The sequence below is a fragment of the Aestuariivivens sediminicola genome (genome assembly GCF_022662015.1).
GTDB lineage: Bacteria > Bacteroidota > Bacteroidia > Flavobacteriales > Flavobacteriaceae > Aestuariivivens > Aestuariivivens sediminicola.
Window position 1 is genome coordinate 463,575 of sequence record NZ_JAKMCM010000003.1, and the last position, 26,547, is coordinate 490,121.

Consider the following 26,547-nt stretch of genomic DNA (forward strand, 5'->3'; position numbering starts at 1 on the left):
ACAGTTTGAACAAACTTAAAATATTAAACGACCCAATTTACGGATTTATTACTATTCCGAATTCATTAATTTTCGATTTAATTCAACATAGATATTTTCAACGTTTACGGCGGATCAGCCAAATGGGTATGTCCTATCTGGTCTATCCGGGTGCGCATCATACGCGTTTTCATCATGCTATTGGATGTTTACATTTAATGCAAAAAGCTGTAACCGTCCTTCGATTTAAAGGGGTGGGCATTTCAAAACAAGAGGAACAGGCCTTATATGTTGCCATATTGTTGCACGATATTGGTCACGGACCATTTTCACATGCCATGGAACACAGCATTGTAAATGGGGTATCACATGAAGAAATTTCCTTGTTATTCATGGAACAGCTCAATTTGGAATTTAACTCCAAATTAAACCTTGCTATTCAAATTTTCAAAGGAGAATACCCCAGAAAATTTATGTGTCAACTCGTGGCAGGGCAATTAGATATGGATAGATCGGATTACCTGAAGCGCGATAGTTTTTACACGGGGGTTTCGGAAGGTAATATTAATAGTGAGCGCCTGATTACCATGTTACATGTGGTTAATGATGAACTGGTTGTTGAAGAAAAAGGCATTTACAGTGTCGAAAAATTCCTTATTGCCAGACGTTTTATGTACTGGCAGGTTTATTTACATAAAACAGGATTGGTGGCCGAGCAATTACTCATAAGGGTGCTGCAAAGAGCAAAGGAGCTCACCGGAAGAGGGATTCACCTTCCATCGAGTGAAGCCCTTGCCTTTTTTCTGAAACACGATATTAACGACCTTAATTTTAATCATGCTGTACTGAATGTTTTTGCACAATTGGATGATTATGATATCGTCTCGGCCATGAAAGAATGGCAAAAGGAAGATGATTTTGTATTGAAAAATTTGTGTAACATGATCATTAACAGAAACTTGTTAAAAATAAAGATCAAGGATGAACCGGTAAAGCACAAAACACTCCAGATGCATATAGATGATTTTGTAAAGACCTATGGCGTTTCTGATTATGAAGCAAAATATTTTGTTTTTAATGGTGAGGTTTCGAATCAGGCCTATGAACCAAAACAGAAGGTAATTAACATTTTATATAAATCTGGTAAGATCGAAAATATTGATAACGTGTCGGTTAAGCTTAATTTACTGCCCTTATCAAAAACGGTAACAAAATATTATATCTGCTATCCTAAGGAAAAAGTAGAAATGGTATGAAATTGATAGTGTTATTTCGGCATGTGGTTATAAATGTATCCTTTAATCCAAATCGTGGAATAGGCAATACTTTGGGACATTTTTCATATTTTTGCCAAAATTAAGCCAAACCAACAAACTATATCGTGTGAAATTTACGGCACAACAAATAGCAGAAATTTTAGAAGGTGATGTTGTAGGGAATGCTGAAGTGGAAGTTTCGAGGCTATCAAAAATTGAGGAGGGAACTGAAGGGTCCCTTACATTTCTTGCTAATCCAAAGTATACCCAATACATTTATTCTACAAAGGCCTCTGTCGCTATTGTGAATAAAACATTTGAACCGGAATATTCCATTGCTGCGACACTGATAAAAGTCGATGATGCCTATTCCGCATTCTCTAAAGTCCTGGAATATTACAATCTCGTTAAACTCAACAAAACAGGAATAGAGCAGCCATCATTTATTTCGGAATCTTCAAAATATGGTGAAAATGTTTATATAGGCGCCTTTTCCTATATAGGTGAAAATGTTGTTTTGGGGAATCAGGTAAAAGTATACCCGAATGTTTACATTGGCGATAATGTGGTGATCGGGGACAATACGGTTGTGTTTTCGGGATCTAAAATTTATTCCGAAACCGTTGTAGGTAAGCACTGCGTCATAAATTCTGGAGCCATAATCGGGGCAGACGGTTTTGGGTTTTCTCCGAACGAAAATGGAGAGTACATAAAAGTGCCTCAAACGGGCAACGTCATTTTGGAAGATTATGTGGATATAGGCGCTGCAACAACGATAGACAGAGCGACCCTGGGATCGACGATAATCCGGAGAGGGGTTAAACTTGACAATCAGATTCAGATCGCGCATAATGTTGAAATTGGTAAAAACACAGTGATTGCAGCTCAAACAGGTATTGCGGGATCAACTAAAATTGGTGAAAATTGTCAGATTGGTGGTCAGGTAGGTATAGTTGGACATATTTCAATTGGAAACAACGTAAAGATACAAGCACAGTCGGGCATTATAAGAAATGTTAAGGACAATGAGATACTGCAGGGGTCACCAGCGCTTGGTTATGGCGATTTTAATAAGTCCTACGTGCATTTCAAAAATCTGCCGAAGATTGTCAAAGATATTAATGCTTTAGAAAAAAAATTGAATGGGAATAGTTAATACAGATATTAAACAGAAAACCATACAGGAAGAAGTTTCATTAACCGGTGTTGGATTACATACCGGTAAGAATGTTACTTTAACTTTTAAATCGGCTCCTGCAAATTCGGGTTTATCATTTAAGCGCATAGACCTTGAGGGCGAGCCTGTTATTGAGGCCAATGCCCATTATGTGACCAATACACAACGCGGTACGTGTCTGGAAAAGAATGGGGTTATTATTCAGACATCGGAGCATGTTTTGGCAGCTTTAGTAGGTATGGATATCGATAACGCTGTTATTGAACTTAATGCCTCTGAACCGCCCATTATGGACGGTTCCTCCAAGTTTTTTGTCAAAGCCCTTGAGAAGGCCGGAATAGTTGAATTGGATGCTTTTAGAGAAGAGTTTGTTGTAACAGATATTGTGTCTTACACGGATGAAGAATCGGGCAGTGAAATTCTGGTGATGCCGGCAAAAGAATACCAAATCACCACTATGGTGGATTTTGGCACCAAAGTTTTAGGTACACAAAATGCGACTTTAAACCATATATCCGATTTTAAAAAAGATATTTCAAATTCACGAACGTTCAGCTTTTTGCATGAGATAGAAATGCTGCTTGAAAACGGGCTGATTAAAGGTGGGGATCTGAACAATGCAATTGTTTATGTGGATAAACCATTGTCTCCCAAAACGATGGATAAATTAAGGGTGGCTTTTAAAAAGGACAATATAGCGGTAAAGCCTAATGGAATTCTGGATAATTTAACCTTACACTATCCCAATGAAGCTGCCAGGCATAAATTGTTGGATGTCCTTGGAGATCTCGCATTAGTGGGGACGCGCATTCGAGGTAAGGTGATTGCCAACAAACCAGGACATTTTGTAAACACGCAGTTCGCCAAAAAACTATCAAAACTGATAAAAAATGAACGGCGGAATAATGTACCGAATATCGATTTGAATCAGCCCCCATTAATGGATGTCACTCAAATCATGGCCATGTTACCTCACAGGCAGCCATTTTTATTGATTGACAAAGTTTTTGAACTTACCGATAACTATGTGACGGCCTCAAAAAATGTTACCATGAACGAGGAGTTCTTTAAAGGACATTTTCCCGGGGCTCCTGTAATGCCTGGTGTTTTAATAGTTGAGGCCATGGCACAAACCGGAGGGATTTTAGTTTTGAACACGGTACCTGATCCCGAAAATTATTTAACATTTTTCATGAAAATGGACAATGTTAAATTTAAACAAAAAGTTATGCCAGGAGATACGTTAATTTTCAAATGTTCCTTAATAACTCCGATACGTCGCGGCATTTGTCATATGCAGGGATATGCCTATGCAAATGGGAAACTTTGTGCAGAGGCAGAACTTATGGCCCAGATCACGAAGGTAAAATAGCGTTGGTGGACCATTTACACTTTTAAAAAATTTAATTTCTAAAAAAAATGAATCAACCTTTGGCATATGTGCATCCCGGAGCTAAAATCGCGAAAAATGTCGTTATTGAACCTTTTACTACCATTCATAACAATGTCAAGATTGGTGAAGGGACCTGGATAGGCAGTAATGTTACCATCATGGAAGGTGCTCGAATAGGTAAGAATTGTAATATATTTCCTGGTGCGGTTATTTCAGCGGTACCCCAGGATTTAAAATACAATGATGAGGAAACTACAGTTGAGATCGGAGACAATGTAACCATTAGAGAATGTGTGACCATTAATAGAGGTACGGCGGATAGAATGAAAACCGTCATTGGAAATAATTGTCTCATTATGGCCTATTGCCATATTGCCCACGACTGTATTGTGGGTAATAACTGTATATTCTCTAATAATAGCACATTAGCAGGACACATTACCATAGGCGATTATGTGGTCTTAGCCGGGATGACCGCTGTACATCAATTTTGTTCTATTGGAAACCATGCCTTCGTAACAGGCGGATCGTTGGTTCGCAAGGATGTGCCTCCCTATGTAAAGGCCGCTCGCGAGCCTTTATCCTATGTGGGGATTAATTCAGTTGGATTACGTAGACGCGGATTCACATCAGAAAAGATACGTGAAATTCAGAATATTTTCAGAATATTATATCAAAAGAACTATAACAATACCCAGGCGGCGGAAATCATAGAAGCCGAAATGGAGGCAACACCGGAACGCGATGAGATCCTTCAGTTTATTAAGAATTCGCATCGCGGTATTATGAAAGGCTATTTCAAATCAAATTAAATATATGGCAAGTACAAGTGATATTAGAAACGGATTATGCATTAAGTATAATAATGATATTTATAAAATTGTGGAGTTTTTGCATGTCAAGCCAGGTAAGGGACCTGCTTTTGTAAGAACAAAATTGAAAAGTGTAACGACGGGAAAAGTAATTGATAATACATTTTCTGCAGGTCATAAAATAGAAGATGTTCGGGTTGAAACACATAAGTTTCAATATTTATATAATGATGGGGAGTTATATCATTTTATGAACACCGAAGATTACACGCAGATACAATTACAAGAAGCTGTTTTGGATAGACCGGATTTAATGAAAGAGGGTGAAATTGTTACCGTGTTGATAAATACTGAAGACAATATGCCGCTTTCGGTAGAAATGCCTTCGAGTGTTATCCTGGAAATCACACACACTGAACCCGGAGTTCGAGGCAATACGGCCACAAATGCAACAAAACCGGCTACGGTAGAAACTGGAGCGGAAGTTAATGTTCCTTTATTTATCAATGAAGGCGACAAGATTAGAATAGAAACTGAAAAAGGAACCTATAAGGAACGGATCAAGGAATAGTGCTTATAAAAGGTCTGTCGAAATGGCTACAGCATGTTTAACTTCAGTTGATTTTAAAACTAAAACGTGAAATTCCCAAAACAATATACTCTAAAGGAGATAGCGACATTAATTGGATGCAATTATATTGGTGCAGATAATTTTCCGGTATTAGGCATGAATGAAATTCATGTTGTGGAACCGGGGGATATCGTATTTGTTGATCATCCAAAATATTACGATAAAGCCCTACAGTCTTCGGCTACCGTCGTCCTCATAAATAAAGAGGTAGAATGCCCTGAAGGGAAAGCATTGTTGGTGAGTGATGATCCATTTCGCGATTTCAATAAACTAACCCAATACTTTAAACCCTTTAAACCTGCCGTACAATCCATTTCAGAATCTGCGGTAATCGGTGAACATACGATTATCCAGCCAAATTGTGTTATAGGACACAATGTGGTCATAGGAAAGCATTGCGTTATTCATCCGAACGTTTGTATTTACGATGACACTATTATAGGAGATCATGTTACCATTCATGCAGGCACTGTCCTGGGAGCAAGTGCATTTTATTACAAAAAGCGCCCGGAAGGATTTGATCAATTGTTATCGGGTGGTAGGGTAGTTATTAAAAACGATGTTCATATCGGTGCATTATGCACCATAGATCGCGGTGTTACGGGAGATACCATTATTGGAGAGGGATCAAAATTGGATAATCAAATTCAAATTGGACATGATACGGTGATCGGAAAAAAATGCTTGATTGCATCACAAGTGGGTATTGCAGGTTGTGTAATTATTGAAGACGAAGTTACGATATGGGGTCAGGTAGGCAGTACGAGTGCCATCACTATTGGTGAAAAAGCTGTCATTTTAGCCCAGTCAGGAATCAGCAAATCTCTGGAGGGGCATAAAACATATTTTGGTTATCCGGCTGAAGAATCGAGACTGAAATTAAAGGAATTGGCACTAATTAAAAAAATCCCGGAAATATTAGAGCAATTAAAAAACAGAAAGTAGACTTTATTAAACCATTTCTAAATACTACTTTTGTGACGCCTTTTAAAATGATTAAATAAATAAGAAAAACATGAGTGTTTTAGTAAATAAGAATTCCAAAATAATTGTACAGGGTTTTACTGGTAGTGAAGGAACGTTCCATGCCGGACAGATGATTGAATACGGTACAAATGTAGTTGGCGGTGTAACACCCGGAAAGGGTGGTCAAACCCATTTAGGTAAACCCGTCTTTAATACCGTCAAGGAAGCGGTAGAACAGGTTGGTGCGGATACGACCATTATTTTTGTGCCTCCGGCCTTTGCCGCTGATGCCATTATGGAAGCCGCTGATGCCGGTATTAAGGTGATTATTACTATTACGGAAGGCATTCCTGTTGCGGATATGATCATCGCTTCAAACTATTTAAAGAATAAGGATTGTCGCTTAGTTGGTCCAAATTGTCCGGGTGTTATTACTCCTGAAGAGGCAAAAGTTGGTATTATGCCGGGGTTTGTATTTAAAAAAGGCAAGGTTGGTATAGTCTCTAAATCTGGAACATTGACATATGAAGCTGCAGATCAGGTTGTTAAACAGGGCTTGGGGATCACTACAGCCATTGGTATTGGCGGTGATCCTATTATCGGTACGACTACCAAAGAAGCCGTCGAACTGCTTGTAAACGATCCGGAGACCGAAGCTGTGGTGATGATTGGCGAAATAGGTGGGCAATTGGAAGCCGATGCCGCGAATTGGTATAAAGACAGTGGAAGTAAGAAGCCAATCGTAGGGTTCATAGCAGGAGAAACTGCTCCGGCCGGCCGCACTATGGGACATGCCGGCGCTATTGTCGGTGGTAGTGATGATACCGCCCAGGCAAAAAAGAAAATTATGAGAGCCTGTGGAATTCATGTTGTAGATTCCCCGGCGGAAATAGGAAAAAAGGTCGCTGAAGTATTATCTTAGAAAACCCTTTTTAAAAGATATGAACCTCACATTTTTTGTGGGGTTTTTTAATATATACAATTTTGTTATTAGTATATTTGATTTTTAATCATTTCATTAAAAACAATTACCGAACATGAAAATCTTAGAAGGAAAAACAGCTATTGTTACTGGGGCCAGCAGAGGCATAGGCAAAGGTATCGCGCAGGTCTTTGCAGATCATGGAGCGAATGTCGCGTTTACTTACAGTTCTTCAGTTGATGCTGCTAAAGCATTGGAGGATGAATTGATAGCCAAAGGGGTTAAGGCAAAGGGATATCAAAGTAATGCCGCGAGTTTTGATGAAGCTCAAAAATTGGCGGAAGATGTGGTTGCAGAATTTGGAAGTATAGATATTTTAGTAAACAATGCTGGTATTACAAAAGATAATCTTCTTATGCGCATTACAGAAGAAGATTTTGACAAGGTTATTGAGGTCAACCTTAAATCGGTATTCAACATGACCAAGGCTGTTCAGCGGACCATGTTGAAACAACGTAAAGGATCGATCATCAATATGAGTTCGGTTGTTGGTGTTAAAGGTAATGCAGGACAAACCAATTATGCTGCATCCAAGGCTGGAATTATTGGGTTCTCAAAATCCGTAGCCTTAGAACTGGGATCAAGAAATATAAGGAGTAATGTGGTTGCTCCCGGATTTATAGAGACCGAGATGACTGCGAAACTTGATGAAAATGTTGTGAAAGGATGGCGCGATGCTATTCCATTGAAACGTGGTGGAACTCCGGAAGATATCGCCAATGTTTGTGTCTTTCTGGCCAGCGACATGAGTGCCTATGTTACAGGGCAAACACTTAATGTGGATGGCGGAATGTTGACGTAGAACGTCATTTTTGAATTGCCATATGAAATGTCATAAAGTATCGTGTCCATCCTCGCAGAAATAGAATGGAAGCGTCCTAATCCGTAGATTAATGAATTCGGAAACCCTCTTGTTGATTATATTAGCCGGAATTACTGCCATTTTGTTAGCGGGGTTTCAATATTTTAGAAAATCAAAAAGCATGTCTAAACAGAACATGCTTTTTATGTTTTTAAGATTTATATCTTTTTTTTCAATTGGCTTATTGCTTATTAATCCGAAATTTGAACAGATTTCTAAGTCTATAGAGAAACCGAATTTAATTGTAGCTGTCGATAATTCTAACTCCGTTAATTATTTAGATCAGGAAGAAAATGTCGAAAATTTAGTTCAACTGATTGCTAATAACAAGGTGTTAGCAGATAAGTTCAATATAGATTTTTATGCCTTTGGAAATGAGCTTAAAAACTTAGATTCTCTTGCATTTTTAGACAAACAAACGAATATAGATAAGGTATTCAATCAACTGAATCAGGTATATAAAAACAGCAGCTCACCAACACTTATAATCACTGATGGGAATCAGACCTATGGCAATGATTATGAATTTTCATTTTCGAAATACAAGCAACCGATTTATCCGGTAATTTTAGGCGATACGATTACCTATACCGATTTAAAAATTCAACAGCTTAACGTCAACAAGTATGCCTTTTTAAAAAATCAATTTCCTGTTGAAGCTATATTAATGTATAACGGCAATGAAAATATCGATTCCAGGTTTGTCGTTTACAGAGGGAATAATGTCCTTTATTCTCAAAACCTCAGTTTTACGAAATCCGATAATTCAAGAGTCATTAATTTCACTTTGCCGGCTTCGAATGTTGGAGTGACTTCATATAGGGCATCATTAATACCATTGGAGATTGAAAAAAATAAGTTAAATAATACAAGGGAATTTGCGGTAGATATTATTGACCAGAAAACAAAAATAGCCATAGTCAGTAGTTTTTTACATCCCGATTTAGGCGTATTTAAAAAAACGATAGAACGTAATGAACAACGCTCGGTATCCTTTTTAGAGCCACAACAGTTAATAGATGAAATAGATGATTTTCAGTTAGTTATATTATATCAACCTAACTATGAGTTTAAAGCACTGATGGAGGAGTTGAATACTTCCAATAAGAATAAATGGATTGTTGTAGGGACTAAAACCGACTTGGAATTTTTAAATAGTGTCACTACCTACTTTCAACATGAAATTACCGGACAGTTGGAGGAGTACCAGGCCGAACTGAATATGAATTATACACCGTTTATGGTTGATGATATTAATTTTGAATCATTACCACCCTTGAGGTCAAGTTACGGCACCCTGAATTTTAATATTCCTTTCGAAACCATACTGACCAAAACCATTAATGGTATAAATACTTTTGAGCCTTTGCTCGCCACTTTTGATACCAATTCTAGAAGAGAGGCCATCCTTTTGGGAGAGAATCTATGGCAATGGAGGGCACAGAGTTTTGTTATGTCTAAATCCTTCAATCCCTTTGATGATTTTATTAGCAAAATTATTCAATATTTATCCACAAATACACAGAGAACACGCCTAAACCTGGATTATGAAACATTTTATAATGGCAGTACAAGTGTCATTGTAAAAGCCCAATATTTTGATAAGAACTATCAGTTTGATCCGAGAGAATCCTTGACGATCACGATAAAAGACGAGGTGTCTGAAGACATGCAAACCATACCCCTGGTACTCAAAAAAAACAGTTATGAAGTCGATTTGAGTAACTTACCACCATCGAAATATGCATTTTCAGTTAGCGCCGCCGGTGACAACATATCTAAATCAGGAACCTTTCAAATTCTGGAATATAATGTGGAGCAACAATTTTTAAATGCCAATGTTATGAAGTTGCAACGGCTGGCTGCAGAAAGTTCAGGGAAAAGTTATTTTATCGAAGATGCAGCAGATGTCATACAGGATTTAATCGTTGACAATCGGTATTTACCTATTCAGAAAAGACATAAAAATAGCTTACCTTTGATAGATTGGAAATACCTACTTTTGATTATTGTTTTAAGCTTATCGATAGAGTGGTTTATAAGAAAATATAACGGATTAATTTAAATAGATATAGAATGGAAAAATTACCAAAAATCGCATTACCTTTTGTTATTTCAGCAATCGTGTTGCTCATATTACTTGCAAAATCTGCAGTTACTATTGGCTCTGGTCAGGCAGGTGTATTGTATAAGACTTTTGGAGGTGGTGTCGTAACGGATGAAGCACCTTTAGGAGAAGGATTTCATATTGTAGCCCCATGGAATAAAGTTTATATTTATGAAGTAAGACGTCAAGAAATATTTGAAAAAATGAAAGTACTGTCGTCTAACGGATTGGATATACAATTGGATGCTTCGGCATGGTATAAACCGGATTATGCCAAGCTGGGCAAATTGCATCAGGAAATAGGTGAGAGTTATTTACAACGTATAATTTTACCAACCATTAGATCGGCTGCACGTAGTGTGGTGGGGCGCTATACTCCCGAACAGTTATACTCGAGTAAACGTGATGCCATACAACGTGAAATTTTTGAAGAAACAAAAAAGATTGTGGATGACCAATACATTGTACTTGATGAAATATTGGTTAGAGACGTTACCTTACCGCCCACTATAAAAGAAGCTATTGAACGAAAATTAAAACAAGAACAAGAGTCGTTGGAATATGAGTTCAGACTGGTTACAGCTCAAAAAGAAGCAGAGCGTCAGCGTATTGAAGCTCAGGGAAAGGCTGATGCCAATAAAATTTTAAGTGCCTCTCTAACCGATAAAATATTGCAAGACAAAGGTATTGAAGCGACTATAAAATTAGCTGAATCGCCTAATAGTAAGGTGGTAGTTATTGGGTCCGGGGATACCGGTATGCCTATAATTTTGGGAAATCAGTAATTAATATATCAGTTATTTAATTATTCTATTACGTTTTAACTAAAATAGAATTGAAAATTATGTTGATTTTTAAAAACTGATAAAATTGACCTTTAAATTTTTGGATATTTAAGTATTATTTACAGATATTTGTAGCTCAAAAGAAAACATGAACTTTATTCACACACATCATCATTCTCTAATTTGCACTCAAGCGAAGTGAAGATGTATTGAATAAAATCAAGATATTTTAAACCCGTTTGAGACAATCAAGCGGGTTTTTCATTTAAAAACTTTAGAGGATTGTTTCAGACTCACAAATAATATAAAATGAGTAAGTTAAGAATAGCAGTTCAAAAATCTGGACGATTAAACGAGGACTCCATGAGGATTTTAAAGGATATTGGTATAGCCATTGACAATGGTAAGGACCAATTGAAAGCGTCAGCGAGGGATTTCCCCGTTGAGGTGTTTTATTTGAGAAATGGCGATATCCCGCAATACCTAAAAGATGGAGTCGTTGATGCGGCCATAATAGGTGAGAATGTATTGATAGAAAAAGGAGAAGGCATTGCTATAGCTGAGCGGCTCGGCTTTTCAAAATGTCGCGTTTGTATCGCGGTGCCTAAATCTGTGAACTATTCGAATATCAAAGACCTGCAAGGAAAGCGTATCGCAACGTCCTATCCGGTTACTGTTCAAAAGTTTCTGGACAAGCATGACGTTTTAGCCAACCTGCACATCATCAATGGTTCTGTAGAAATTGCGCCCAATATTGGATTGGCTGATGCTATTTGTGATATTGTTTCCAGTGGAAGCACCTTATTTAAAAATAATTTAAAGGAAGTTGAAACAATATTGAAATCTGAAGCCGTATTGGCAGTTTCACCTGTTTTAACCGAAGATAAAAAATCCATATTAAGCACCATACAATTTCGAATACGATCGGTATTAAAAGGAAGAAATTCAAGATATATCCTTTTGAACGCGCCCAATGATAAGTTAAATGATATTATTAGTGTATTGCCGGGCATGAAAAGCCCGACAGTATTGCCTTTAGCGGAAGAGGGTTGGAGTTCTGTTCACTCTGTAATAAGTAAAAATGAATTCTGGGATGTTATAGATGACCTCAAAGCAAAGGGTGCGCAAGGTATATTAGTTTGTCCAATTGAGAAAATGGTATTATAAAATGCAAATAATAGATAACCCAAATAAGGACCTGTGGTCCGATATCCTGCGCAGACCGACACAGACCGTAAAAGATATCGAAGGGATTGTAAATACGGTTTTTCAAGACGTACAGCAAAACGGAGATCGATCTGTAAGGAATTATACAAAGGAATTTGACGGTGTTTTGTTGCAAAATAATTTAGTGTCTTCAGAGGAAACTGAAGAAGCGACCGAAAAGGTATCGAAGGCATTAAAGACAGCCATCAAAACTGCAAAGCAGCATATTGAATTATTCCATGCTGCTCAAAAAACCTCGAGAATCGAAATTGAAACATCTCATGGGGTCCGTTGCTGGCAGGAAAAAAGACCTATTGAACGTGTGGGATTGTATATCCCTGGGGGAACAGCACCCTTATTTTCAACTGTTTTGATGTTGGCCATTCCGGCCAAACTTGCAGGTTGTAAAGAGGTGATATTGTGTTCACCCCCGAATAAGGACGGGAAAATGGCCCCAGAAATTGTGTATGCAGCAGCACTTTGCGGTGTAAATCAGATTTTTAAAGTTGGAGGAATTCAGGCTATAGCCGCATTAACCTTTGGAACCGAAACGATACCTCAGGTATATAAGATTTTCGGACCTGGAAATCAATTTGTAACCGTCGCCAAACAATTGGCTACAACCTATGGTGTAGCTATAGATATGCCGGCAGGACCCAGTGAATTGTTGATTGTCGCAGATGCATCTGCCAATGCAGCTTATATAGCTTCGGATTTATTGAGTCAAGCAGAGCACGGTACAGATAGCCAGGTAATTTTAGTGTCAACCAGTAAAAAATTATTAGATCAGGTATCTGAAGAAATAGATGTACAACTCCAAGCGCTACCGAGAAAGGTGATTGCTGAAAAATCGATTGCTAACTCTAAGTTGCTATTTCTTGAAAATGATGAAGTTGCGCTGGATTTGATAAACACATATGGTCCGGAACATTTTATCATCTGTGTTGAAAATGAAGATTTTTATGTACGAGGAATTAATAACGCAGGTTCTGTATTTATTGGTCAGTTTACTCCGGAAAGTGCCGGTGATTATGCTTCGGGTACGAATCATACACTACCCACCAACGGCTATTGTAAAGCCTATTCCGGTGTGAACTTGGATAGCTTTTTTAAGAGCATGACCTTCCAGAAAATTACAAGTGAAGGACTTTTAAATATAGGAGAAACTATTGAGCTAATGGCCGAGGCGGAAGGGCTTCAGGCCCATAAAAATGCGGTGAGTATACGTTTAAAGGATTTACAAAAGTAGTCTGTTGTTAATAGTGATAAAATAAAATTATAAAGTTGCCGGTTCTATAGCCTAAGTATAAAGAAATGAATGTTTTAGAATTAATAAGACCGAATATATTGACACTTAAACCATATGCATCTGCGAGAGATGAGTTTCAAGGTACAAGTGACCCTATGGTATTTTTAGATGCTAACGAGAATCCATTTGACAATGGTGTGAATCGATACCCGGATCCCTTACAGAAAAACCTGAAATCTGTATTATCTAAAATAAAGGGACTTTCGGAAGATCATATTTTGTTGGGTAATGGTAGTGATGAGGTCTTGGATTTAATTCTTCGTGTGTTTTGTGAGCCATATCAAGATAATATTATTACACTGCCACCTACCTATGGTATGTATAGTGTACTGGCCAATATAAATGCTGTGAACATTAAAGAGGTGCAGTTATCAGAGGACTTTCAACCAGAAGTTGAGGAAATTTTGAATCGCGCTGATGCTAAGAGCAAATTATTATTTTTATGTTCACCTAATAATCCAAGTGGGAATAGTTTTTCACAGGAATCGATTGAGGCATTATTAAAAAAATTCCCGGGTATAATAGTGATAGATGAGGCTTATATTGACTTTACCGAACATACAAGTTGGATTGACAGATTACAGGAGTACCCTAATTTAATTGTAACGCAAACGCTTTCTAAAGCTTATGGAATGGCAGGTATTCGTTTAGGAATCTGTTATGCTTCCCCAACCATTATTTCTGTTTTAACTCGGATTAAACCACCATATAATGTGAATGAGCTCACCCAGAAGCGTGCGATCGAGCAATTACAAAATATAAGGGTAATGCAAGGTCAGGTTCAATATATCCTGAAGGAAAGGGATGCATTGATTAAAGGATTGAAGAAAATTTCATTTGTATCAAAGGTTTACCCGACCGATGCTAATTTTGTGCTGGTAAAAGTAGATGATGCCACAAAGCGTTACAATCAGTTGATAGAGAAAGGAATTGTGGTTCGAAACAGAACAACCCAGCCGGGTTGCAAAAACTGTCTTAGATTTACGGTGGGCATATCAGCAGAAAATAAAGCATTATTGGAAGCCTTGAATGATTTAAATGATGTTTTATAAGAATAAACATGGGATTGCACGAGTAGTATTGGAGTTAATAAACAGAATAATTAAAACAGTAAGCAATCATTGTTGATCTCAATGGAAAGTGAAATGTTAGAAATAAAGCCATGAAAAAGAAGATATTATTCATCGATAGAGATGGTACATTGGTCATAGAACCTCCTGTAGACTATCAGCTAGACAGTCTGGAAAAACTGGAATATTACCCTAAAGTATTTCAATATATGGCAAAAATTGCTCATGAATTGGACTTCGAGCTGGTTATGGTCACCAATCAGGATGGTCTTGGTACAGCATCATTTCCTGAAGATGCATTTTGGCCGATACAAAATAAAATTATTAATGCTTTTGCCAATGAAGGCGTTGAATTTTCTGCTGTTCACATCGATAGAACCTTTCCACATGAGAATGCCCCAACGCGTAAACCAAAAACGGGTTTATTGAAACAGTATTTCTCTGATGATTACGATTTAGAGAATTCATTCGTCCTGGGAGATCGAATTACCGATATGGAATTAGCTAAAAACTTAGGTGCAAAGGGAATTTATCTATCCGAAATTCAAGACATGGGCTTGGGGAGTGACGAAATTGAGTCGTCCAAACAAGAAATTTTAGATTGTATTGTATTGAACACAACCCAATGGAGCGAAATATATGAGTTTTTGAAATTGCAGGATCGTGTGGCTGAAATTACACGTAATACCAATGAAACAAAAATTTATATAAAGTTGAACTTAGACGGATCGGGTCGCAATGAAATCCATACCGGGCTGTCTTTCTTTGACCATATGCTGGATCAGATAGGACGCCATGGCGCTATGGACCTCACCATAAGGGTAGACGGCGATCTGGAAGTTGATGAGCATCATACCATTGAGGATACTATGATCGCCCTGGGTGAGGTTTTTCATAAGGCCTTAGGAAATAAACTTGGCATAGAACGTTATGGCTTTTGTCTTCCTATGGATGATTGTCTTGCTCAAGTGGCAGTCGACTTCGGAGGAAGAAACTGGCTGGAATGGGAGGCCGAATTCAAACGGGAGAAAATAGGAGATATGCCTACCGAAATGTTTTTTCATTTGTTCAAGTCCTTTACTGACGGGGCTAAGTGTAATTTAAATATTAAAGCTGAAGGTACCAACGAGCACCATAAAATTGAAGGTATATTTAAAGCCTTTGCAAAAGCCATGAAGATGGCGGTAAAACGTGATGCCAATAAGATGTTTTTACCGAGTACAAAAGGGATGCTTTAAGATGAATTATGAAAATATAATTAAGGAATAGGCTAATTTTTTAAGCTGAATATCAAAATCTTAATAAATCGAAAGTTGAAATTAGTTATAATAGATTATGGTGCCGGGAATATTAAAAGCATACAATTTGCTTTTAAACGATTAGGATGTGAGGCTGTATTGTCTAAAATCCCAGTTGAGATCAGAAGTGCAGATAAGATAATATTTCCAGGAGTTGGAGAAGCCAGTTCAGCCATGAAAATGTTAAAGGAAAACCATTTGGACAGATTAATACCCACCCTCAAACAGCCGGTCCTGGGCATTTGCTTAGGTATGCAGTTGATGTGCCAACATACGGAAGAGGGTAATACAAAGGGTTTGGACATTTTTAAAACCGATGTAAAGCGATTTTCGAATTCTGTTAAAGTACCGCAAATGGGATGGAATATTATTAAAGATTTAAAATCAGATTTATTTAAGGGTATTAAGGAAAAGGAATATATGTACCTGGTGCATAGTTATTACGCGGAACACTGTGCGGAAACTATTGCTACCACCGATTACGAAATAAATTATGCCACGGCGTTGAAGCATGAAAATTTTTATGGTGTCCAATTTCATCCTGAAAAGAGCAGTGTTGCAGGCGAACAGATATTAAAGAATTTTTTAGAGTTATAAAAGTTTGGATTTTATAAGATTAATACCATAACTGTCTAAAAAGAAAAAGAACATGAGGATCATACCCGCCATAGATATTATTGAAGGAAAGTGCGTTCGTTTGACCAAAGGGGATTATGGCACAAAAAAAATATACAGTGAAAGCCCATTGGAAATTGCCAAGACTTTTGAAGGGTCAGGTATACAAAATTTGCACTTGGTAGATTTAGATGGTGCAAAAGCACAGCATATTGTAAACTATAAAGTTTTGGAACAAATAGCTTCAAAAACCGCTTTAAAAATAGATTTTGGTGGGGGATTAAAAACCAATGAGGACTTACATATTGCTTTTAATTCGGGAGCAAGACAGGTTACCGGAGGAAGTATTGCCGTTAAGGATCCTGTAACATTTGAAGGATGGATTTCAAAATATGGGTCAGCAAAAATAATATTGGGCGCAGATTCCGACAATGGTAAGGTAGCGATCAGCGGATGGACTGAGCAAAGTGAAAAGGATCTTATGCCTTTTATTAAAGGGTATCAGAAAAAAGGCATACGATATGTAATTTGCACCGATATATCAAAAGATGGTATGTTGCAAGGTCCTTCAACAGATCTTTACAAAACTATTATTGCTGAATGTACCAATAGTAGCAGCGATCAATCCATTAAGCTCATTGCTTCAGGAGGGATTTCTTCAATAGATGAGATACCGCTTTTAAAGGAAATCGGCTGTGAGGGTGTTATTATTGGTAAGGCACTCTATGAGAATAAAATTAGTTTAAAGCAATTGGAAAAATTCATTTAATAGAGCAAGGATTCCATGTCGAGGGAAGTAGAAAGCGAATTACTATATGCATTAAATTGAATTTCATCATCTTAATTTTATGTTGAAACAATGTTAACAAAACGAATCATTCCATGCTTGGATATAAAAAACGGACGCACTGTAAAGGGTGTTAATTTCGTGGATTTACGTGATGCAGGCGACCCTGTAGTATTGGCAAAACAATATGCGGAACGTGGAGCAGACGAACTTGTTTTTTTGGATATATCGGCTACGTTGGAGGAGCGTGCAACTGTTTTGGATATGGTATTGCACGTAGCAGAACAGGTGAATATACCGTTTACTGTTGGAGGCGGTATTTCAAGTGTTGAGCATGTAGATGCCTTGTTGAAATGCGGGGCTGATAAGGTTTCCATCAACTCATCTGCAGTAAAACGACCCGAATTAATAAATGAATTGGCCGATAAATTTGGCAGTCAATGTGTTGTTGTTGCTATTGACGCAAAGCAAATTGCTGGTGAATGGAAAGTGCATTTAGCAGGTGGAAGCGTTCCTACCAATATTGATTTATATGAATGGGCGCATGAAGTGGAACAACGAGGAGCAGGGGAAATTTTATTTACTTCTATGGACCACGATGGAACGAAAAACGGTTTTGCCAACGTGGCCCTTGCCAAATTATCTAAAGCGCTGAATATTCCCATCATTGCCTCAGGAGGAGCGGGAAATGTTCAACATTTTATTGATACGTTCAAAGAAGGACTGGCTGATGCGGCATTGGCTGCGAGTGTATTTCATTTTGATGAAATACCTATTATTGAATTAAAAGAGGCCTTAAGACGGCATAATATAGAAGTAAGACTATAGTGGTTTAACCTGATTGCTAAAGAACAATCCTATTGAATTGGTGTTTCAGTTTTTAAATTAAGATATTATGACAATTAAATATGATGATAATGGATTAGTCCCGGCGATTATTCAGGATGCCGTGACCAAAAATGTGTTAATGTTGGGCTATATGAATGAAGCCGCTTATCAAAAAACAATAGAGACCAAAAAAGTGACATTTTTTAGTAGGAGTAAGCAACGCCTTTGGACCAAAGGGGAGGAGAGTGGGCATTTTTTAAACTTGGTCAATATAAAGAACGACTGTGATAATGACACCTTATTAGTTCAGGTAAACCCTGTGGGACCCACTTGTCACAAAGGGACAGATAATTGTTGGGGAGAGGAAAACACTTCATCATTTGGTTTTATTTCCACTTTAGAAACCATAATTTCGGAACGCATTGCTAATGAAAATACCGACACATCTTATGTCGCTAGTCTGTTTGCAAAGGGGATTAATAAAGTGGCTCAAAAAGTTGGAGAGGAAGCCGTTGAAACAGTAATAGAGGCCTTGGACAACAATGATGAGCAGTTTATTTATGAATCAGCCGATTTGTTGTTCCACTATCTTTTGCTATTGCAGGCCAAGGGTTTTTCTTTTAAGGACATTGAAGCAGAATTAAAGAGCAGACATAAATAATTTTAAAAGCTGCAGAATCCTTATTTCTATTGGTTCAAAATGTAAGAATTAGAATTACAGTTGGTAAACGAAAGGACATTTGATAATTTAAAAATCTGATATTGAAAAAATATTTTTACGTTATTTCTATCCAGTATTTGGGGTATCGTTTCCATGGTTGGCAGAAACAAGCGAATCTAAAGACGCTTCACTTAATGGTAGACAGAACGCTGAATTATATTTTAGACGGAAAATCATTTAAAACATTATGTGCTGGGAGAACAGATGCCATGGTGTCTGCCGAACAAGCCGCTTTCGAATTGTTTCTTCAAGAACCAATTGAAGATCCCAACTCCTTTTTAGAACTTTTCAATTATAATTTACCGCAGGATATTCGCGCACTGGACATTCAAGAGGTGGATGAAAAGTTTAACATCATTCAGCATTCGAAAATTAAGGAATACCATTATTTATTTACCTATGGTGAAAAATGCCATCCCTTTTGTGCACCTATTATGACCACCATTTTAGATGATCTGGACATCGATCTGATGAAACAGGGAGCAAAACGGTTTGAAGGCGAACATTACTTTAAATCCTATTGTTATAAACCTACAGATCATGGCCTCTATACACGGGAGATTATGCTTTCTGAACTAAATGAAAATACGATTTACAAAGCGAATTATTTTCCCAAGAAAACGTTTTTATATCGCGTAAAAGGTAAAGGCTTTATGCGAAATCAAATACGGCTAATGATGGGTGCTTTGATAGATTTGGGTAAAGGTAAATTAACATTAGAAGATCTTGAAAAAAGTTTAATGCCAGGAAATGACTTGAGAAGAGAGTACATCGCTCCTGCCTCAGGGCTCATCCTAAAACACATTGAATTCCTATAAAACACATTTTCTTTACATCGAAATGCTAGGAAATACTAAAAGTCACGACTAAGTGTGTACTTTTTTTTAATTTAGAAACAACAAAGATTAAATCTCATGAATATCACAGTTCCTAAAGCAGCTTTTGACTTTCTAAAAAGATTAGAAAATAACAATAATCGTGAATGGTTTAATGAAAATAAAAAGGAGTTTAAGACCATTGAGAAAGAAATAAAGGCAGTCTACAATGCGGTAATGAATAACTTAAATAAACATGACAACATAGATAGACTTAAAATGTTTCGTATTTACAGGGATGTTCGTTTTTCAAAAAATAAAATGCCTTATAAAACCCATTTTGGTGGGTCTTTTCATAGAATAAAACCACAACTTAGAGGGGGATATTACCTCCATATTAAACCTCAAGATGAAAGTTTTATAGCTACTGGATTTTGGGAGCCCGCTCCTGCTGATTTATTCCGCATTCGTAAGGAATTTGAAATGGATGATGGAGAAATCAGAAATATAATGCATCAGGAATCCTTTAAACGTATTTGGGGAGAACTAGTAGGCGATGAGGTCAAAACAGCTCCGAAAGGATTTAGCAGGGACCACAAGGCCATAGATTTAATTAAAAAGAAACAGTACATTTTTATTAAAAGATTTACCGACAAACAGGTTTTAAGTCCAAACTTTATTGATGAAGTAGATCAGGCATTTAAAGGAATTCGTCCCTATTTTGATTATATGAGTGATGTACTAACAACAGATTTAAACGGTGTATCCGTAATCTAATCGCGCCAAGGAACAGAACTATTTCAGGACTTCCAGTTTATTTTTAGATAATCGATGATAGGCCTCTAGGACTATGAATGCATATTTAACGCCATTGCAAAAGGCAGCGCAATAGTTTAAACAGCGGTCAATAATTCCGGTTTTTCAAAGAGCTGTATGTTAGATAGTAATCGTTCCTTGACCAAATTCATCATCCTTTTGTTTAATGCACAAGAGTTTTCTATGTATAGGCTATATTCTTCCAAGGTAAACTGTCCGATAACCATTCCCTTTAAAGAGTTTCTAAATTTCATATCCTTATGAATGGCATTTTCAATATAGTCCATCCTTTTTTGTAGTGTTAAACCATAAAATACAGATTTATGTTTTAAGATGTAATTTCTGAAAGCTGCAATTAACAAACCGTTTTGTAACTTTATTACCGGTCGCAATACCAGATTCTGAAAACGCTCCTCAATACTCATATTATCATTAATAGTGGCAGTTAAAATTTCGGGCCTCATTTGTTTTAAACTAAGGTCTCTTGTGTTCATGATTCGGTGTTTTGATTAAAAATAGAGATTATTAAATCCGATAAACCTATTTAAAATTCTAATTATTAACCGGGTTATTAACAGGAACATTTTCTTTATTTTTCGACTAGAAAAGATGACCTTTTATAGTGTTGGTTTGACGAATGTTACAGACATAGCATTCAAGTGAATCATTGTAATAAAAAAATAAAATTTTAATTAAAATTGAAATGAAATTCGGCAAAGTAGATCATCCCGAACAGATTAGCCATACTTTACCTGAGGATCACCCCGGAACAGAAAGTGTGCTTCAAAGGTCAAATAAAAATGATGTACTTAAAATCTATGTAGGTCTTCCCAATTGGAACAGGACAAAGCTGAAGGGATTCTACCCGAGAGGAACAAAGGATGAACTGTCGTATTATGCTACTCAATTTAATGCTATTGAGCTTAATGCTACATTTTATCGGATTTTCCCAGCGGAACAATTTTCGGATTGGTATGATAAAACGCCTGAAGACTTTAAGTTTTTTCCAAAGCTTTATCAAGAAGTTAGTCATTGGAAGCGATTAAAAGGTACAGGAGCTATTGTTGAACATTTCATCAATAATGCAGCAAATCTAAAGGAAAAGTTGGGAACTGTATTTTTGCAGATGCCAGGTAATTTTACGCCCAGGGATTTTAATAGGGTTGTTAATTTTGTTGAAGAATGGCCCATAGACATACCATTGGCCATAGAATTCAGGCATTCAGATTGGTACAATAACAAGGAAATAGCGGAAGCATTATATCAATTGTTTGAACTTAATAGTGTTTCCAATGTGATTGTCGATACTGCTGGCAGACGCGATCTTCTGCATATGCGATTAACGAATACAACCACTTTTGTGAGATTTGTTGCTGCAAATCATGAAATAGATTACAAACGACTTGACGAATGGGTCATCCGTTTAAATCAATGGAAATCGAAAGGAATAAAGGAAATAGATTTTTTTATCCATCAAAATATCAAAAAAGATGTTCCGTTGCTATCAGCTTACCTTATTAAAAAAATGAATCACTATTTAGGGTGTAAATTAGAGGTGCCCGGCAATGATCAGTAAGGTTTGATTGACGTTAAAGTATCGTTAATATGACATGAACTGATGCAGTAAATAAATATATTTAGTTTCAAATCAATTTATTATGAAAAAACTAGTTACAATTACTGTCATCTGCGCAATTGCTCTTTTTACACTTTCCCTAACAGATAAAAAATCAGGTTTAACCAAAAATTTTAGTTTTGGGGATGCACAAATTGCTTCTATAAATCAGCTTGCTTTTGGCCCTGAAGGAATACTTTTTATTGGTGATTCCAAAAATGCTGCAATATATGCGATTGACACCAAAGATCGTGTTGAAAAGGAAAAATCAGAAGATATAAATGTAGATGATTTTGATATCAAAATTGCGGAAGCATTGGGACATAAGGTAGAAAATATTGCCATTACGGATATGGCCGTTAATCCTATATCCAAATCGGTTTATTTTTCAGTAAATGTGACCGATGGCACGCCAGTAGTATTAAAATTAGTGGGAGATGGTTTTGAAAATATATCCTTAAAAAGTACCTCCTTTTCCAAAATGCCCTTGGAAAATCCCGTTGGTTTAGACGAAAAAGATAGAAGGGGACGCTCTATAAGAAACTGGGCCATAGCTGATATGAAATATCACAAAGGTAATGTCATGGTTTCGGGATTATCAAATAAAGAATTTAAATCAACATTTAGAAGCATTCCTTTTCCCTTTAACGAAGAACAGGATTATGCATCATTAGAAATCTGGCATGCTGCACATGGTCGGTTCGAGACGTATGCACCAATAAAAGCGTTTGACATTATTTCGATCGAAAATAAGGACTATTTAATGGCTGGTTATACCTGTACACCATTAGTGCTCTTTCCTTTGAACGACCTTAAAAATGGGACACATCTTAAGGGAAGGACCATTGCAGAACTCGGAGCAGGAAATTCTCCAATCGATATGATTCAGTATGAAAAAAACGGTGAATTATTGGTTTACATCTCAAATTCAAATAGACCTGTTATGCGTCTTAAATATGATGACATCATAAACTTTAAGGACAGTATTACTCATGAAGTCTCGGAATTCGGTGCCAGTGATGGATTAGATTACGATAATTTACCCTTTGTTAATGTCTTGCAGATGGATAATCTCGACCAAGACAACGCACTATTATTGAGAAGAACGAGTTCCGGAAATCTGGTATTAACCAGTAGATCAAAAAAATGGATGTAATTCAAATGAAGTATACATTTAAGACCAGGGCTATCTTGGTCTTTTTTTGTTTTATGATTTTTATAAATTGTAAAGATGAACCGGCGATCAGAAATATTACAGTTAATTATGAAAACGCCAAAGCCGTTAGCGTATCTTTTGATTTTGCGTCAACTAAAGCGTTCTCCGTCCATTTAAAAGACAGAGCCACTCCAATCTTAGGGGAATATCAGACAGAAGGTGTCACACGGATCTTTACACCTGTTGTCCCTTTTTCTGATGGATTAACCTATGCTGTTGTAATGGATGAAAAGGTTGTTTCCATATTTTCAATTAAAAACGATACCGTTGAATCACCTGAATTAGTTGGAATTTACCCTTCTACAAATGAGCTTCCCGAGAATCTTTTAAAGATGTATTTTCAATTCTCTCAGCCTATGGAAGAATTGGGGGAATCTTTAGAACATATCACGGTTTTTAATAGAACTCTAAATAAAGAAGAGGCTGTTTTTCTTGAATTGGAATCCGAGTTATGGAATAAAGACCATTCCCTGCTCACGCTTTGGTTAGATCCCGGAAGAATAAAGACCGATTTGATTCCGAATCGGAAATATGGTTTACCCTTGTTAGAAGAACATGAATATGAAATTAGGATTGATGCGAATTTCAGAGGGGCCAATGGAAGACCTCTCAAAAACGAATATACCAAATCGTTTAAAGTTGGTAAAAGCGATAAAATGAAGCCCTCCCCTGAAGATTGGGAAATCAGTGTATCCGGAGATAAGGTTTCCATTGAATTTAACGAGCCCCTGGATGCAATTCTGCTAAAGGAGTGCTTTAGAATAGTGAATACAGAAAATAAAGAAATTCCTTGTTTTTCTAAAATAGAAGCCAAAGAACAGGTGCTCCATTTAGTTTGTCCTCAACAGCTAAATAAAGGAGAATACAAGCTGCTGGTAGATACACGTTTGGAGGATTTGGCGGGGAATAACTTAAATAGGCTTTTTGATGTAGATTTGTCGTCGAAGAACAACATGGACACAAGTTTGCAAAAAGAAATTAGATTTAAAATAAACTGATTTTTATTGACTTTCGTAAATTTCAGGTGTTAATATATTTTCAGTAAACGCTTTATTTCATTAAAGTTATGCCCGATTTATGCATAATGATTAAGAATTATTTAAAAATGTTGGGCATCGTATCATAGATTAGAATATTTCTCCTTTAAACAGGCTGTATTTTATAAATTTGCACACTGAACCAATTACATCTATTTATGAGTAAGACATTGTTTGATAAGGTTTGGGACGCTCATGTCGTAAGAAAAATTGAAAATGGTCCTGACGTCTTTTTTATAGATCGCCATTTTATACATGAAGTAACGAGTCCCGTAGCATTTCTAGGGTTAAAAAACAGAGGCCTTAAAGTATTGTATCCGGAGCGCACATTTGCCACAGCTGATCATAATACGCCTACGATCAACCAACATTTGCCAGTTGAAGATCCGCTGTCTGCGAATCAATTGAAAGCACTTGAAGAAAACTCCAAGGAACACGGTATCAGTCATTGGGGCCTGGGTCATGAAAAAAATGGTATTGTTCATGTCGTGGGACCGGAGAATGGTATTACGTTCCCGGGGGCAACCATTGTATGCGGGGATTCACATACATCAACACATGGTGCTTTTGGAGCCATTGCATTTGGTATTGGAACTTCGGAGGTAGAAATGGTACTGTCAACTCAGTGCATAATGCAGCCTAAGCCGAAAAAAATGCGCATTAATATAAACGGTGAGTTGAGTAAAGGAGTAACACCTAAGGACGTGGCCCTATATATTATCTCACAACTAACGACTTCGGGTGCCACTGGGTATTTTGTGGAGTATGCCGGTGATGTATTTGAGAATATGTCTATGGAAGGTAGGATGACTGTTTGTAATCTCTCAATAGAAATGGGAGCTAGAGGTGGTATGATTGCCCCGGATGAAACAACCTTTGCCTATTTAAAAGATAAACCAATGTCCTTAAAGGGAGAAGCTTGGGATAAAGCAGTAGCCCATTGGAGGACGCTTAAGACAGATGAAGATGCCGTGTTTGATAAAGAGTTTACCTTTAATGCTCAGGATATTGAGCCTATGATTACTTACGGCACTAATCCGGGGATGGGAATAGGTATCTCAAAAAGCATTCCCGCTGCACATGAGATTGAAGGGGGTGAGGCGACCTATAGAAAATCCCTTGAATATATGGGGTATAATGAAAATGATGTCATGATTGGTAAAAAAGTAGACTATGTGTTTCTCGGAAGTTGTACCAATGGAAGAATTGAAGATTTTAGGGCATTTGCCTCAATTGTAAAAGGACGTAAAAAGGCAGATCATATTACGGCATGGTTGGTGCCAGGGTCACACGAAGTGGAGGAAAAAATTAAAAAGGAAGGTATCCTGGATGTTATTACTGAGGCAGGTTTTACGCTTAGACAACCCGGGTGTTCTGCTTGTTTAGCTATGAACGATGATAAAATTCCAGCTGGGAAATATGCTGTAAGTACTTCCAATAGAAATTTTGAAGGACGTCAAGGTCCTGGTGCCAGGACAATGTTAGCGAGTCCTTTGGTTGCTGCTGCTGCCGCGGTAAAGGGTGTTGTAACAGATCCCAGAGACCTGTTATGATAGCTTATTTTAGAATGTATTGCTTTTTAAAATAAATAGTGACCTCGAAAATAACTTAATAAAAGAAAATAGTAACGGCCAAACCTATATTGGCGCTGATTTATATTAAAATATGGCTTACGATAAATTTAAAGTTTTAACCAGCACTGCAGTTCCATTACCATTGGAAAATGTAGATACAGATCAAATTATTCCCGCTCGTTTTTTAAAGGCAACAGAGCGTAAAGGATTTGGAGACAATCTATTCAGAGATTGGAGGTATAATTCTGATGATACACCGAAGGAATCATTTGTGTTAAATAATCCGATGTACTCAGGAAAACTATTGGTTGGAGGAAAAAATTTTGGTTCTGGTTCATCTAGAGAACATGCCGCTTGGGCTGTTTATGATTATGGTTTTCGTTGTGTTGTATCAAGTTTTTTTGCAGATATATTTAAAAACAATTGCTTAAATGTTGGTGTTCTGCCGGTTCAGGTAAGCCCTGAGTTCTTAAAGCAAATTTTTGACGCGATTTACGAAGATCCTAAAACTGAAATTGAAGTAAATCTTCCAAATCAAACCATTACGATCCTTTCAACGGGAGCAAAGGAAACATTTGAAATCAATAGCTACAAAAAAGAAAATTTGCTCAATGGGTTTGACGATATTGATTATCTTCAAAATATGAAAGACGAAATTGAATCTTTTGCTAACGATTTGATGTTATAAAT

26 protein-coding genes are annotated in these 26,547 nt (G+C 37.1%); 25 read left to right on the forward strand and 1 reads right to left on the reverse strand.

What is annotated here, in order from left to right; genetic code table 11:
- Nucleotides 1-5 precede the first annotated feature (5 nt).
- The 20 genes from MR041_RS09665 to MR041_RS09760 all read left to right on the forward strand — a co-directional run bounded on the left by MR041_RS09665 (nt 6) and on the right by MR041_RS09760 (nt 20,376).
- Complete coding sequence (locus MR041_RS09665; protein ID WP_242093407.1) at nt 6-1,235, forward strand: HD domain-containing protein; 1,230 nt, start codon at nt 6-8, stop codon at nt 1,233-1,235.
- 127 nt (nt 1,236-1,362) lie between these two features.
- Entirely contained in the window at nt 1,363-2,391 is a 1,029-nt protein-coding gene (gene lpxD / locus MR041_RS09670; RefSeq protein ID WP_242093408.1) for a UDP-3-O-(3-hydroxymyristoyl)glucosamine N-acyltransferase, read from the forward strand.
- On the forward strand, nt 2,378-3,784 hold the full coding sequence (locus MR041_RS09675; protein ID WP_242093409.1) for a bifunctional UDP-3-O-[3-hydroxymyristoyl] N-acetylglucosamine deacetylase/3-hydroxyacyl-ACP dehydratase: 1,407 nt from the start codon (nt 2,378-2,380) through the stop codon (nt 3,782-3,784). The genes lpxD and MR041_RS09675 overlap by 14 nt, the downstream gene beginning before the upstream one ends.
- Nucleotides 3,785-3,831: 47 nt before the next feature.
- Nucleotides 3,832-4,617 (forward strand): acyl-ACP--UDP-N-acetylglucosamine O-acyltransferase, encoded by a 786-nt coding sequence (gene lpxA / locus MR041_RS09680; protein ID WP_242093410.1) that lies wholly within the window; start codon nt 3,832-3,834, stop codon nt 4,615-4,617.
- Nucleotides 4,618-4,621: 4 nt separating this feature from the next.
- Nucleotides 4,622-5,188 (forward strand): elongation factor P, encoded by a 567-nt coding sequence (efp, locus tag MR041_RS09685; RefSeq protein ID WP_242093411.1) that lies wholly within the window; start codon nt 4,622-4,624, stop codon nt 5,186-5,188.
- 66 nt (nt 5,189-5,254) lie between these two features.
- A complete protein-coding gene (locus MR041_RS09690) occupies nt 5,255-6,193 on the forward strand; it encodes a UDP-3-O-(3-hydroxymyristoyl)glucosamine N-acyltransferase (protein ID WP_242093412.1) in 939 nt (312 codons plus the stop codon).
- Between the two features lie 70 nt (nt 6,194-6,263).
- A complete protein-coding gene (sucD, locus tag MR041_RS09695; protein ID WP_242093413.1) occupies nt 6,264-7,136 on the forward strand; it encodes a succinate--CoA ligase subunit alpha in 873 nt (290 codons plus the stop codon).
- Nucleotides 7,137-7,251: 115 nt separating this feature from the next.
- Complete coding sequence (gene fabG, locus MR041_RS09700) at nt 7,252-7,998, forward strand: 3-oxoacyl-[acyl-carrier-protein] reductase (RefSeq protein WP_242093414.1); 747 nt, start codon at nt 7,252-7,254, stop codon at nt 7,996-7,998.
- Between the two features lie 91 nt (nt 7,999-8,089).
- Nucleotides 8,090-10,123, forward strand: coding sequence for a VWA domain-containing protein (locus MR041_RS09705; RefSeq protein ID WP_242093415.1), 2,034 nt, complete (start codon nt 8,090-8,092; stop codon nt 10,121-10,123).
- 11 nt (nt 10,124-10,134) lie between these two features.
- The gene (locus MR041_RS09710) at nt 10,135-10,950 is read left to right on the forward strand and encodes a prohibitin family protein (protein ID WP_242093416.1); all 816 of its coding nucleotides are present in this window, start codon (nt 10,135-10,137) and stop codon (nt 10,948-10,950) included.
- Between the two features lie 309 nt (nt 10,951-11,259).
- Nucleotides 11,260-12,117 carry an ATP phosphoribosyltransferase gene (gene hisG / locus MR041_RS09715; protein ID WP_242093417.1) on the forward strand — a complete coding sequence of 286 codons (858 nt, stop codon included), beginning with the start codon at nt 11,260-11,262 and terminating at the stop codon, nt 12,115-12,117.
- 1 nt (nt 12,118) lies between these two features.
- Nucleotides 12,119-13,405: a histidinol dehydrogenase gene (gene hisD / locus MR041_RS09720; RefSeq protein WP_242093418.1), complete on the forward strand. Its 1,287-nt coding sequence runs from the start codon at nt 12,119-12,121 to the stop codon at nt 13,403-13,405.
- 65 nt (nt 13,406-13,470) lie between these two features.
- Nucleotides 13,471-14,517, forward strand: a complete 1,047-nt coding sequence (gene hisC, locus MR041_RS09725) for a histidinol-phosphate transaminase (RefSeq protein ID WP_242093419.1) — start codon at nt 13,471-13,473, stop codon at nt 14,515-14,517.
- A 110-nt stretch (nt 14,518-14,627) separates the two neighbouring features.
- The gene (gene hisB, locus MR041_RS09730; protein ID WP_242093420.1) at nt 14,628-15,773 is read left to right on the forward strand and encodes a bifunctional histidinol-phosphatase/imidazoleglycerol-phosphate dehydratase HisB; all 1,146 of its coding nucleotides are present in this window, start codon (nt 14,628-14,630) and stop codon (nt 15,771-15,773) included.
- A 75-nt stretch (nt 15,774-15,848) separates the two neighbouring features.
- Complete coding sequence (hisH, locus tag MR041_RS09735) at nt 15,849-16,430, forward strand: imidazole glycerol phosphate synthase subunit HisH (RefSeq protein WP_242093421.1); 582 nt, start codon at nt 15,849-15,851, stop codon at nt 16,428-16,430.
- Between the two features lie 52 nt (nt 16,431-16,482).
- On the forward strand, nt 16,483-17,217 hold the full coding sequence (gene hisA, locus MR041_RS09740; RefSeq protein WP_242093422.1) for a 1-(5-phosphoribosyl)-5-[(5-phosphoribosylamino)methylideneamino]imidazole-4-carboxamide isomerase: 735 nt from the start codon (nt 16,483-16,485) through the stop codon (nt 17,215-17,217).
- Nucleotides 17,218-17,307: 90 nt separating this feature from the next.
- Complete coding sequence (gene hisF, locus MR041_RS09745) at nt 17,308-18,063, forward strand: imidazole glycerol phosphate synthase subunit HisF (RefSeq protein ID WP_242093423.1); 756 nt, start codon at nt 17,308-17,310, stop codon at nt 18,061-18,063.
- 67 nt (nt 18,064-18,130) lie between these two features.
- Nucleotides 18,131-18,724 (forward strand): bifunctional phosphoribosyl-AMP cyclohydrolase/phosphoribosyl-ATP diphosphatase HisIE, encoded by a 594-nt coding sequence (hisIE, locus tag MR041_RS09750; protein WP_242093424.1) that lies wholly within the window; start codon nt 18,131-18,133, stop codon nt 18,722-18,724.
- 101 nt (nt 18,725-18,825) lie between these two features.
- Entirely contained in the window at nt 18,826-19,602 is a 777-nt protein-coding gene (locus MR041_RS09755; RefSeq protein ID WP_422613572.1) for a tRNA pseudouridine synthase A, read from the forward strand.
- A 96-nt stretch (nt 19,603-19,698) separates the two neighbouring features.
- Complete coding sequence (locus tag MR041_RS09760; protein ID WP_242093425.1) at nt 19,699-20,376, forward strand: DUF2461 domain-containing protein; 678 nt, start codon at nt 19,699-19,701, stop codon at nt 20,374-20,376.
- A gap of 116 nt (nt 20,377-20,492) precedes the next feature.
- Here MR041_RS09760 and MR041_RS09765 read toward each other — a convergent pair whose 3' ends face one another.
- Complete coding sequence (locus MR041_RS09765; protein ID WP_242093426.1) at nt 20,493-20,909, reverse strand: glyoxalase; 417 nt, start codon at nt 20,907-20,909, stop codon at nt 20,493-20,495.
- 209 nt (nt 20,910-21,118) lie between these two features.
- On the opposite strand from MR041_RS09765, the gene MR041_RS09770 reads away from it, so the two are divergent.
- The 5 genes from MR041_RS09770 (at nt 21,119) to leuD (ending at nt 26,545) form a co-directional block, all read left to right on the forward strand.
- Nucleotides 21,119-21,991, forward strand: coding sequence for a DUF72 domain-containing protein (locus MR041_RS09770; protein ID WP_242093427.1), 873 nt, complete (start codon nt 21,119-21,121; stop codon nt 21,989-21,991).
- Nucleotides 21,992-22,073: 82 nt separating this feature from the next.
- Complete coding sequence (locus MR041_RS09775; protein ID WP_242093428.1) at nt 22,074-23,186, forward strand: hypothetical protein; 1,113 nt, start codon at nt 22,074-22,076, stop codon at nt 23,184-23,186.
- Between the two features lie 5 nt (nt 23,187-23,191).
- Nucleotides 23,192-24,244 carry a hypothetical protein gene (locus MR041_RS09780; RefSeq protein ID WP_242093429.1) on the forward strand — a complete coding sequence of 351 codons (1,053 nt, stop codon included), beginning with the start codon at nt 23,192-23,194 and terminating at the stop codon, nt 24,242-24,244.
- Between the two features lie 197 nt (nt 24,245-24,441).
- Nucleotides 24,442-25,836: a 3-isopropylmalate dehydratase large subunit gene (gene leuC, locus MR041_RS09785; protein ID WP_242093430.1), complete on the forward strand. Its 1,395-nt coding sequence runs from the start codon at nt 24,442-24,444 to the stop codon at nt 25,834-25,836.
- 112 nt (nt 25,837-25,948) lie between these two features.
- A complete protein-coding gene (gene leuD / locus MR041_RS09790; RefSeq protein ID WP_242093431.1) occupies nt 25,949-26,545 on the forward strand; it encodes a 3-isopropylmalate dehydratase small subunit in 597 nt (198 codons plus the stop codon).
- The last annotated feature ends 2 nt before the right edge of the window (nt 26,546-26,547 follow it).